The sequence below is a fragment of the Thermodesulfobacterium sp. genome (assembly GCF_030445475.1).
Classification (GTDB): Bacteria; Desulfobacterota; Thermodesulfobacteria; order Thermodesulfobacteriales; family Thermodesulfobacteriaceae; genus Thermodesulfobacterium; species Thermodesulfobacterium commune.
The window spans coordinates 1-11,164 of record NZ_JASUTP010000036.1; the positions used below are offsets into that span (position 1 = coordinate 1).

General features: G+C 36.9%; 14 protein-coding genes. 9 read left to right on the plus strand and 5 right to left on the minus strand.

What is annotated here, in order from left to right:
- Positions 1–143: 143 nt before the first annotated feature.
- From PWP26_RS07835 to PWP26_RS07870, 9 genes are all read left to right on the plus strand, one after another.
- The gene (locus PWP26_RS07835) at positions 144–311 is read left to right on the plus strand and encodes a hypothetical protein (RefSeq protein ID WP_158506229.1); all 168 of its coding nucleotides are present in this window, start codon (positions 144–146) and stop codon (positions 309–311) included.
- 222 nt (positions 312–533) lie between these two features.
- Complete coding sequence (locus PWP26_RS08215; RefSeq protein WP_353735841.1) at positions 534–623, plus strand: hypothetical protein; 90 nt, start codon at positions 534–536, stop codon at positions 621–623.
- Positions 624–676: 53 nt separating this feature from the next.
- Positions 677–1,312 carry an SLC13 family permease gene (locus tag PWP26_RS07840; RefSeq protein WP_367652125.1) on the plus strand — a complete coding sequence of 212 codons (636 nt, stop codon included), beginning with the start codon at positions 677–679 and terminating at the stop codon, positions 1,310–1,312.
- Between the two features lie 46 nt (positions 1,313–1,358).
- Entirely contained in the window at positions 1,359–1,655 is a 297-nt protein-coding gene (locus PWP26_RS07845) for a J domain-containing protein (RefSeq protein WP_287568762.1), read from the plus strand.
- Between the two features lie 2 nt (positions 1,656–1,657).
- Positions 1,658–2,920, plus strand: a complete 1,263-nt coding sequence (locus PWP26_RS07850) for an aspartate kinase (RefSeq protein WP_022855372.1) — start codon at positions 1,658–1,660, stop codon at positions 2,918–2,920.
- A 5-nt stretch (positions 2,921–2,925) separates the two neighbouring features.
- The gene (gene cimA, locus PWP26_RS07855) at positions 2,926–4,512 is read left to right on the plus strand and encodes a citramalate synthase (RefSeq protein WP_301399360.1); all 1,587 of its coding nucleotides are present in this window, start codon (positions 2,926–2,928) and stop codon (positions 4,510–4,512) included.
- A gap of 1 nt (position 4,513) precedes the next feature.
- Positions 4,514–5,272: an AAA family ATPase gene (locus PWP26_RS07860; protein ID WP_038062869.1), complete on the plus strand. Its 759-nt coding sequence runs from the start codon at positions 4,514–4,516 to the stop codon at positions 5,270–5,272.
- A gap of 1 nt (position 5,273) precedes the next feature.
- Entirely contained in the window at positions 5,274–6,743 is a 1,470-nt protein-coding gene (gene cysS, locus PWP26_RS07865) for a cysteine--tRNA ligase (RefSeq protein ID WP_038062865.1), read from the plus strand.
- A 1-nt stretch (position 6,744) separates the two neighbouring features.
- Positions 6,745–7,251, plus strand: a complete 507-nt coding sequence (locus tag PWP26_RS07870; protein WP_022855368.1) for a CvpA family protein — start codon at positions 6,745–6,747, stop codon at positions 7,249–7,251.
- On the opposite strand, the gene hisB is transcribed toward PWP26_RS07870, so the two are convergent.
- The 5 genes from hisB to rplM are packed head-to-tail and all read right to left on the minus strand — an operon-like array spanning position 7,248 to position 10,606.
- Positions 7,248–7,832: an imidazoleglycerol-phosphate dehydratase HisB gene (hisB, locus tag PWP26_RS07875; protein WP_038062862.1), complete on the minus strand. Its 585-nt coding sequence runs from the start codon at positions 7,830–7,832 to the stop codon at positions 7,248–7,250. The two genes, PWP26_RS07870 and hisB, sit on opposite strands and share 4 nt — an antisense overlap.
- 19 nt (positions 7,833–7,851) lie before the next feature.
- Positions 7,852–8,658 carry a tRNA pseudouridine(38-40) synthase TruA gene (gene truA, locus PWP26_RS07880; RefSeq protein WP_051754522.1) on the minus strand — a complete coding sequence of 269 codons (807 nt, stop codon included), beginning with the start codon at positions 8,656–8,658 and terminating at the stop codon, positions 7,852–7,854.
- A 2-nt stretch (positions 8,659–8,660) separates the two neighbouring features.
- Complete coding sequence (gene argC, locus PWP26_RS07885; protein ID WP_287568763.1) at positions 8,661–9,695, minus strand: N-acetyl-gamma-glutamyl-phosphate reductase; 1,035 nt, start codon at positions 9,693–9,695, stop codon at positions 8,661–8,663.
- 60 nt (positions 9,696–9,755) lie between these two features.
- Entirely contained in the window at positions 9,756–10,145 is a 390-nt protein-coding gene (rpsI, locus tag PWP26_RS07890) for a 30S ribosomal protein S9 (protein WP_038062851.1), read from the minus strand.
- Positions 10,146–10,159: 14 nt separating this feature from the next.
- Entirely contained in the window at positions 10,160–10,606 is a 447-nt protein-coding gene (gene rplM, locus PWP26_RS07895; protein WP_038062849.1) for a 50S ribosomal protein L13, read from the minus strand.
- Positions 10,607–11,164 lie beyond the last annotated feature (558 nt).

Consider the following 11,164-nt stretch of genomic DNA (forward strand, 5'->3'; position numbering starts at 1 on the left):
TAGAAATCTATCTTTTTACGGCAGAGGTTTTTAAAGAAAGCGAATTTTTTAAAAACTAATCAAGCCTTTCTGTCTCCTCTAAAGAGGCTTATCAACTGGCTCAGGTTGTTGCAAAGGTTATTTTTTCCTTTACCTATTTATTGATGGCTATAGGACAACCTCCGTTATTCAGGATTGACCGTACAGGAGCAGCTATCATAGGTGCCTCTCTTATGGTAATCTCTGGGAGTCTATCTGTATATGAAGCTTATGAAGCCATAGATTATAAAACCATTTTTAATCCTCTTTGGGATGAGGATCTTGATCGCTAACCTGAGGTTGTCTGGATTTTTTAACCTTGTGTTATCGTGTTATCCTTTTTAGCCCAAAGAGTACAAAACCCCTCAAAACTACTTTACCTTTTGATTTTTACTTCAGGCATGTTATCTGCTTTTTTATAAACGCCACAGTTTGTTTAATCTTTACTCCCTTTATCCTTGCGTCAACCCAGAGGATAAAACTAAACCCCAAACCTTTATCTTTTAGCCCTTTGCATGTCAGCTAACATAGGTGGTGTAGCTACCATCACAGGAAACCCCCAAAACATCATAATTGGGGCTGCTTCAGGCATATCTTACAAGTAAATTCTTTTTTCTTTTTTCATCTATTTCCAGTAGCTTTTATCTGTGCTGGGGTAATCCACAGGTTTTACAAAAAAGATTTAACCTCATCAGTAAAAACCCCCGAAGAAGCCTTAAAATATAGATACAATAAGCCTTCGGTCATTAAATCTTCTTTGGTAGTCCTAATCACAGTAATTCTTTTCTTTTTAAACGTACCTATGGAAATTGTTTCTATAGGTGTAGGGTCATTTCTGTTGATTACCAGAAGGGTTAAGCCTGAAAAGGTGTATAACCTGATAGACTTTAGACTTTTAATCCTTTTTATAGGGCTTTTTATCGTCATAAAAGGGGTTGAAAAATCTGTAGTTTTTTATAGTTTGGTAGAACATTTTCAGATGTTAGTAACGGCCCCTCTATCTTTGGTATTTTCTTCTCTCTTAGTTTCTAACGTTGTAAGCAACGTTCCTGCAGTTTTGATCTTTAAACCTCTTATAGTTAATTACTTTAATGACGAAAAAGCCTGGTTTTTCTTAGCGATGTCCTCGACTTTTGCAGGGAATTTAACCATCCTTGGGTCTATCGCTAACATCATCGTCATCGAAGGAGCTTCTTCAAAAGTAAAGATTGGCTCTTTTGAATACCTAAAAATCGGTCTTCCGGTAACCCTACTCTCCGTTTTAGTTGGGCTTGTGATTTTAAGTTTATTTTAATTTTTCCCTCTTGTTTAAAATCAATTTTTTAATAATATAGTGTTATATGAGTCGAACGAAAAAATGGGAAAAAATTGAAGAGGCAAGAAGGATTTTAAACCTACCTAAAAAAACTACGAGAAAGGAAATTAAAGAAGCTTACCATCGTTTGGTCAAAAAACACCATCCCGATGTTGGGGGAGATAATTCTACGATAAAAAAAATAAATGAAGCCTATACCCTTCTTATGGAATATTGTGATAATTACTTGATAAATTTAGAACCTAATGATAATATACTTAATCCAGAAGATTGGTGGTTCGAGCATTTTGGAGAGGATCCTATCTGGGGTAAGGGAGGTTAGTAATGTTAATAGTTCAAAAATACGGTGGAACCTCGGTAGCTAACATAGAAAGGATAAAAAAAGTAGCAGAGAGGGTAATCAAGTATAAAAAAGAAGGGCATGACCTGGTGGTGGTAGTTTCTGCGATGGCAGGAGAAACAGACCGATTGATCAATTTAGCCAAAGAGATCACCCCAAATCCTCCTCTAAGGGAGTTAGACCTTTTAGTTTCCACTGGAGAACAGGTTACCTCAGCTTTATTAGCCATAACCCTTCAAAGCATGGGATTTGACTCAGTGGCTTTTTTAGGTTACCAAATACCTATCTACACCACCAACCTTTTTACCAAAGCCAAAATAAAGGAGATCAAGGTAGATAAAATAAAAAAAGAACTTAACCAGGGGAAAATCGTAGTAGTAGCAGGTTTCCAGGGGGTCACTGAAGAAGGAGATATAACTACCCTTGGAAGGGGTGGTTCTGATACCACTGCAGTAGCTTTAGCTGCTGCACTAAAGGCTGACCTTTGCGAGATTTACACAGACGTTGAGGGTGTATACACTGCTGACCCACGTGTAGTAAGTAATGCTCGTAAGCTTAAAAAGATATCCTATGAAGAGATGCTTGAAATGGCAAGCAGTGGAGCTAAAGTTTTAGAAATGCGGTCTGTAGAATTAGCCATGATATATAAAGTAAATTTAGTAGTAAAATCAAGTTTTACAGAAGCAGAGGGAACCTTAATAACCGAGGAGGATGAAGAGATGGAAAAGGTGTTAGTATCAGGTATAACCTACAGCAGGAATGAAGCGCGTATAAGCATATATGGGGTTCCAGATAAACCAGGCATTGCAGCTCAGATCTTTAGCCCTATAGGAGAAAAGGGTATTATTGTGGACATGATCATTCAAACGGTGCACCCTGACAATAAAGCTGATATTACCTTTACTGTCCCGAGAACAGACTATTCTCAAGCCTTAGAAATAGTAAAAGAGGTGGCTAAAAAACTAAAGGCTGAGAGAGTAGAAGGGGATGATAAAATCGCTAAAGTTTCTATCGTCGGAGCTGGTATGCGTACCCATTCAGGAGTAGCAACCAAGATGTTTGAAACTTTGGCCAAACATGGTATTAATATTATGATGATTTCTACCTCTGAAATCAAGATCTCCTGCGTGATCGACGAAAAATATACCGAACTTGCAGTAAGAGCTTTACATGAAGCTTTTCAATTAGACCAAGAAAATATAAAAGAGGAAAAGACTTTTATAAAAAGACCTAAAAAAACTAAATAAACACCATGAAAAGAGTTGAAATATACGATACTACCTTAAGAGATGGCAGTCAAGCTGAAGAGGTTAATTTTTCTTTAGAAGACAAAATAAGGATAGCCCTGAAACTTGATGAGTTTAAAATAGACTACATAGAAGGTGGATGGCCTGGTTCTAACCCCAAAGATTTTCAGTTTTTTAAAGAAATAAAAGACTACCATCTTAAACATGCCAAAATAGTTGCCTTTGGAAGTACCTATCATCCTAAAAAATCTCCAGAAACAGACGAAATTTTTAAACAGCTTTTACAGGTGAAAGTACCTGTAGTTACCATCTTTGGTAAATCCTGGACCATACACGTAAAGGAAGCTTTAAAAATTTCTTTAGAAGAGAATTTAGAGCTCATCGGCAATTCTATCAGATACCTTAAACCTCATGTCGAAAAAGTTTTCTTTGATGCAGAGCACTTTTTTGATGGATTCAAAGCAGATCCTCAGTATGCTTTAGCCGTTCTTAAAAAAGCCAAAGAAGCAGGAGCAGATTCCTTAATTCTTTGCGATACCAATGGGGGTACCCTTCCCCATGAGATCGGAACAATTATTACCCAGGTAAAAAAAGAATTAGGCGAGGACTTAGTTTTTGGGATACATGCTCATAACGATTCTGAGTGTGCTGTAGCCAACAGTTTAGAAGCTGTAAGATTGGGAGCCACCCAAGTTCAAGGGACGATAAACGGTATAGGAGAAAGGTGTGGTAATGCCAACCTCTGTTCTATCATACCTAACCTAGTCCTTAAGATGGGATATAGCTGTAGTTGTGCCGAAATGCTTTATAAACTTACAGAGGTTTCTAAATATGTCTTTGAGATAGCAAATCTTTCTCATCCTCCAAGGCTTCCATTTGTAGGTCGTTCTGCTTTTGCCCATAAAGGAGGAGTACATGTTTCTGCGGTGTTGAAGTCCCCTTCAACTTATGAACATATAGACCCGGTACTTGTGGGGAACACCAGAAGAGTCTTAGTTTCAGAACTTTCTGGTAAAAGCAACATCATCTATAAAGCCAAAGAACTGGGGATTGACTTAGAATTAGATAGTCCTCTTTTAAGTAAAATAGTAGAGGAAATAAAAAAATTAGAGGCAAACGGGTTTGAGTTTGAAGCTGCAGAAGCCAGTTTGGAGCTTTTAATCTATCGTTTGATGGGAGAGCCTAAACAGTACTTTGAACTTTTAAGTTACAAAGTGCTTGACCTAAAGTCTTATAAACACGAAGCTCAATCTGAAGCGACAGTGATCGTAAGGGTACCACCTGGTGTAGGAGAAGTAGAACATACTGCAGCCTTAGGCAATGGACCTGTTAACGCCCTTGACAATGCCTTAAGAAAGGCTTTAGAAAGGTTTTATCCTCAAATCAAGGAGATGGAACTTGAAGACTACAAAGTTAGGGTACTCCCGGGACTTCCTGGTACCTCTTCTAAAGTGAGGGTGTTTATCCTTTCTAAAAGTAAAGACAAAAAGTGGGGGACCGTCGGGGTATCAACAGACATTTTAGAGGCAAGCTGTCAAGCCTTGATAGATTCCTACACTTATAAACTTTTTCTTGACAAAAGAAAAAGATAAAATGTCCGTTAAAATTTCGTTAGTAGGTAAAGGAGGAACAGGGAAAACCACCGTCTGTGCTTTGCTTATTAATTACTTAATAGAAAAAAACTTTACCCCCTTTTTAGCCGTAGATGCAGACCCTAATTACAACCTAAACGAGCTTTTAGGAATTAAAGAGTTCAAAACCTTAAGTGAAATAAGAGAAGAGATTCTTGCTCATAAAGTACCTGAGTTTATGTCTCGTTATGAATTCGTTGAGATGAAAATAAACGAAATTTTAATAGAAAATCCAGGCTTTGAGCTTTTAGTAATGGGTTATCCTGAAAAAGCGGGTTGTTATTGTCCTATACACTCTTTTCTTTCCCAAGCTTTAGCCAGGTTGTTTAAAAACTATCCATACGTGGTTATAGACAACGAAGCAGGCATGGAGCATCTTTCTAGGTTAAACCTAACTCAAATGGACCATCTTATCATCGTTTCAGACCCAAATCCTCGAGGAATACTTACAGCCGAAAGGATTTGGAAGTTAGTACAATCCCTTAAGGTTGAAGCCAAAAAAATCTGGCTGTTAATAAACAAAGTGTCAACTGACATGGAAGAAGAGATAGAAGAATTGGTTAAAAAAAATATAAAAGAACCTCAGATTAGTCTATTAGGATTTTTACCAGAAACAAATACTTTGGTTGAGTATGAGTTAAACTCTTATCCTGTTTTTGAATGGGATCAAAATTTTAAAACCCAAGCCTACCAAATTTTCGATAAACTCTGGGAGCAGTAAGATGAAAGAAAAAACCTTAAGACTTTACAACACGTTAACCAAAAAATTGGAGAAATTTTCCCCTTTAAACCCCCCAAAAGTAACGATGTATGTGTGCGGTATTACTGCATACGATTCTCCTCATTTAGGACATATACGATCTGCTGTGGTTTTTGACGTTTTAACTCGAGTACTAACCTATTTAGGATATGAAGTAGTTTATGTAAGAAATATTACAGACATTGACGATAAAATCATCAATCGATCCAACCAGGAAGGTATTTTCTGGAAAGATTTGGTAGAAAAATATGTTAAAGAATATGAAACAGCCGTTGAAAAACTGAATTTATTAAAACCTACCTATACCCCTAAAGCCTCAGAACATATTCCAGAAATTATCAGTCTTATACAAATTTTAATAGAGCGGGGGTTAGCTTATCAAAGTAACGGAGATGTTTATTTTAGAGTAGAAAAATTTCCTTCTTATGGAAAACTCTCTGGGCGAAAAATCGAAGAGTTGCTTTCTGGGGTAAGGATTGAGGTTTCAGAAAAGAAAGAGAATCCTTTAGACTTCGCTTTATGGAAATCTGCCAAGCCAGGAGAACCTTTCTGGGAAAGTCCTTGGGGATTAGGACGTCCAGGATGGCATATAGAATGTTCTGCCATGGCACTAAAATACCTTGGAGAAACCTTAGACATACATGGAGGTGGACTTGATCTAATCTTTCCCCATCATGAAAACGAGATAGCCCAAAGCGAAGGGGCTACAGGAAAACCTTTTGTCAGATATTTTGTCCATCATGGTTTGATAACCATAAACGGAGAAAAAATGTCTAAAAGCCTGGGAAACTTTGTAACTATGGAATGGCTTTTTGAACGTTTCCATCCAGAGGTCATCAAAACCTTTCTTCTTTCCATGCATTACAGAAGTCCCTTAGACTATTCCGAAGAAAGCCTGAAAAACACAGAAAAAGCTGTGTATGGATTTTATGAGACTTTATACTGGGCCGAAAAAGTACAAAGCTTAAAGGAGGGACTCCTTTCAGAAAAAGCAAGACGTTTAGAAAAAACATATCAAGAATTTAAAACTAAATTTATCTCTGCCCTTTTAGAAGACTTAAATACAGCTATGGCCTTGGGATATCTTTTTAATTTGGAAAAAGAACTTTACAACTTTGTAAGTAAAACTCCTCAACTTACGTCTGAAGAAGAAATTCTGGTTAAAAGCATCGCTAAAGACGTAAGAAACGAAGCCTCCAAACTTTTAGGACTTTTCCAAACTGACCCAATTTCTTTCTGGAAAACTGAAAGAGAAAAAAAACTTAAACCTTTAAGTTTAACCTTAGAAGAAGTAGAAAAATTAGTCAGAGAAAGAGAAAAAGCAAGAAAAGAAAAAAACTTTCAGCAAGCAGACCGGATAAGAGAAGAGCTACAGAAAAAAGGCATCATTCTAAAGGACACAAAAACAGAAACCTTTTGGTGGGTAGAATAAAATGATATGGTTTGACTATGTAGCCTTAGCTATTTTAAGTTATTTTACAATAAGAGGTTTTTTGTCAGGTTTTGTAAAAACCATAGCCTCTCTTTTAGGGATGGTGATAGCCTTTCTTTACTCAGGATGGCTTTCTATAAAAATAGCACCCTTTGTAGGGAGTATCACCACCTCAAACCCCAAAGTTCTTCCCATCCTAAGTTTTATCTTATCCTTTGCTATGATCTATCTAAGCTTTGTGTTAGCAGGGTTTCTTCTATCAGTCTTTTTGGGTAAATTAAACCTTACGCTGGCAGATAGAATTTTAGGAAGTATATTAGGCCTTATTAAAGCCTCTCTTTTTATTACCTTTATCTATCTTCTCTTAGTAATTCCCTATCCACCCTCTAAAAATAACTTAAAGACTGCTTTAACCTACCCTATCGTAGAAAAAACCCTAAAAATTTCTTCACCCTTTATTCCTGAGAGCTGGAAAACTTTTCTTAAAAAAAGAGAAGTGTTAACTTAAAGGGTACCTTTAGTCGAAAAGACCTCTTGAGAAAGAGGGGTTAAAGCCTTTCTAAAAGCATGAGCTAAAGCTTTAAATATACTTTCGGCTATGTGATGAGAATTTTTGCCATAAAAATTTCTCACATGAAGAGTGAACCTACCGTTTACAACTAAAGCCCTTAGAAACTCTTCTATAAGCTCTACATCGAAACTTCCTATCTTTTCGGTGGGGAAGTTAACCAAAAAAACAAAATAAGGTCTCTTAGCAAGGTCTATTACCACCTGAGTTAAAGCCTCTTCCATAGGGATGGTTGCTTCTCCATAACGGGCCATACCTCGTCTGTCTTCCAAGGCTTCGTCTAAAGCCTCTCCTAAGGTAATTCCTATGTCTTCTACGGTATGATGGTAGTCTACCTCAAGATCTCCTCTTGCTTCTACTTGAAGTTTGATCCCTGAGTGAAAGGCAAAAAGCTCAAGCATATGGTCTAAAAACCCTATCCCTGTGTTGATCACATTTTCCTCTAACCACTCTCCGGTTAAATCTAACCTTATTTCTACTTCAGTCTCCAAGGTATATCGCTTCTTTTCAACAGTTTTCATGTTTAACTCCTTAAACAGATTAGATTTTAACCTCAAAAGGAGGATAACTCTCTAACACCTTAACGTCAAGATATTCAACCTTTTTCAGGATCAAACCTTGAGGAGGAGCAGGAGGTGGTGCTACTTTTCTATCTTTTGCGTTAAGGATGTTTTCGAAATCCTCTACCGTAAGACGCCCCTTTCCTACTTCAACCAAAGCTCCTACGAGGTTTCTCACCATATAACGCATAAAACCCCTACCCTCTATCGTAAAAACGATCATGTTAGAATTTTCTAATGACCTTTCTAAGGTTGCCTGATAAATCGTTCTAACCGTAGTTTTAACCTCTGTTCCAGCCTTTCTAAAACTGGCAAAATCTTTTTCTCCGATAATTAAAGGCAAACAACTTTTCATGGCTTCTAAATCAAGCGGCTCGGGCACCCACCAAGAATAAAGTCTCAAAAGAGGGTTTTTTATGGGATAATTATAAATCTGATAGACATAAGTTTTTTTATATGCATGCTTTTGTGCATGAAACTTAAAATCAACCTCCTCTACCTTCCAAACGGAAATGTCCTTAGGCAAGAGGCTGTTTAAAGCTTTAAAGATTATCTCTAAAGGCCTATCTGAAGTAGTCAAAAAATGAGCGACTTGATGAAGGGCATGAACCCCGGCATCTGTTCTCCCTGAAGCTTTCAACGTTACTTTATGCCCGAGGATCTTAGATAAAACTTCTTGGATGACTCCTTGGACCGTTGGCCCCTTAGGTTGTATCTGCCAACCTAAATAATTAGTTCCATCATAAGCTATAAACAATCGAATATTTCTTATGTTGACCTCAGCCATTTTTAAACAAACACAGGAGAAAAAGGAAGTCCTGTTTCTTCGGGAAAACCAAACATTAGGTTAAAATTTTGTAAAGCCTGACCACTTGCACCTTTAATCAAGTTATCAATCACAGAAGTGATAACCACAAAACCTCTTTTTTTGTCTTCAAAAAGGCCTATTTTGCAAAGGTTGGTGCCTTTAACTTCTTTAATCGTGGGGACTGTGCCTTCAGGAGCTAAACGTACAAAAGGTCTATTTTGATAAAAAGTTTGTAAACAATCTCTTAAAACTTTTACTGGATATTTAGCCCTCACATAGATCGTAGAAAAAATCCCACGGTTTATAGGTAAAAGATGGGGGGTAAAAACCACCTTTACCTCTTTTCTGGCAAACAAAGAAAGTTTTTCTTCTATTTCTGGATTGTGTCTGTGAGAAGCTATTTTATAAGCCTTAAAATCTTCGTTTACTTCACAAAAACTGTAATAAAGGTCTGCCTTTCTTCCAGCCCCTGAGGTTCCACTCTTTGAGTCGGCTATGATAAAATCAGTCTCTACAAGGTCTTCCTTAACCAAAGGAATTAAAGGTAAAAGTATAGAGGTTGGATAGCATCCTGGGTTTGCCACCAAATCTGCCTTTTTAATCTCCTCTGTAAAAACTTCGCATAACCCATAAACTGCTTTGTCGTTAAGCTCTGGATAAACATAAGGTAGTTGATATGTTTCTTCAAACAACGACGTAGACTTAAACCTAAAATCTGCAGAAAAATCGATGACCTTTACTTTATGTGTTAAAAACTGATAAGCTAATTCTTGAGCCTTTCCAGCAGGGACACATAAAAAAGCCACATCTACCTTAGGGGCTATGTTTTCTACCACAGGAGCTTCAAAAACAAGATCTTTATATTTTCCACTCCAACGACAAACTTCTTCTAAAGACCTACCCTGATTTTCTCGAGAGGTGATAACTTCGATTTGAAGTCCAGGATGTTTTTCTACTAACCTTAAAAGTTCAAGCCCTGTATATCCTGTAGCCCCTATAATAGCTACTTTTATCATAAAAGATAACTTGGATTTAAAAATTTAAAAGGGGCTACCTGAAGTAGCCCCAAATAGCCATTAACGTTTGGAGTACTGTTGACCTCTTCTGGCTCCTCTCAATCCATATTTCTTTCTTTCTTTTTCACGTGGATCGCGAGTGATAAAACCGGCTTTCTTAAGAACTACTTTTAAATCAGGAGAATATAAGACTAAAGCACGAGCTATTCCATGTCTTATGGCTTCAGCCTGAGCGGCCTTACCTCCACCTTTTACCGTACATTTTACATCAAACTTACCTAAGAGATTGGTAATTTTAAATGGGGCAAACAAAACATCTTCTGCTACGATATGGTCATAAAAGTATTCGTTATAAGGCTTATCATTTACAATAATTTGTCCTGTACCAGGATAAATCCATACCCTGGCCACAGCGGTTTTTCTTTTGCCGGTGGCGTAAATTCTTTCCATGTTCTACTACCTCCTTAAAGGTCCAAAGGTTTAGGGTTTTGAGCTATATGAGGATGAGTGGAACCAGCATATATTTTAAGTTTTTTAAGCAACTTTTTTCTCATCCTGTTACGAGGAAGCATCCTTTTTACAGCAAGAAGAATAACCTTTGCTGGATCCTTAGCTAAAAGCTGCTTAGCTGTCTCCAACTTTAAACCACCCATATAGCCAGTATGACGCCAATAAACCTTCTGCTCAAGTTTTTTACCCGTAAGTTTAACTTTTTCTGCATTGATAACAACTATAAAATCAGCTTGATCTACATGGGGAGTATAATCCGGACGGTTTTTCCCCTGTAAAAGAGTAGCTATTTTACTAGCTAATCTACCAAGCACTTTGTCTTTAGCATCCACTAAATACCATTCTCTTTTTACCTCTTCCTTTTTTACCCAAGGAGTTTGGGGGGTTAATACTGAAGACATACTTCCTGCCTCCTGCTTTTAAAAATTAAAAACGTAGTTTTATAACTTTATGCCAAAAATTCATTTTGTCAAGCAAAGCTTAGGGGTGTTCAATAAAATTTTTCTTTTTAGCAATATGTATCTTTTTTGTGATAAAGTTTTTTATTCTTCTTTTAGGTTGGTCACTTCCTTAATTACTTCTTTTTTTTCTACCAATGATTTTTAAACTTTTGAAATAAAGTTTTTTTGGGCAAATCTTTACCCTTGACCTTTTAATATTTTTATTAATAATTTTAAAATATATATGGCTAAAATTTGGCACCTCAAATTTATTTATTTTTTATCCGAGGTCTTTTATCTCAACCTTTATAAATTCCTTAAACCTTTTATCTGTTTAAAAAAACATAAAAATTGCAGAAGGATGTTAAGGAAGGAGAGGGTAAAGATGTTGAAATGTTTTTCAGCTTCGGGGAAGAGGACGGAGAGGGCATATTTGATTTGGGTTTTAGCTTCAGAGAGTTCTTTTTTGAGTTTTTGGATGAGACGAGAGAGGTTTCTCAGGTGATGATCTGGTGGGAG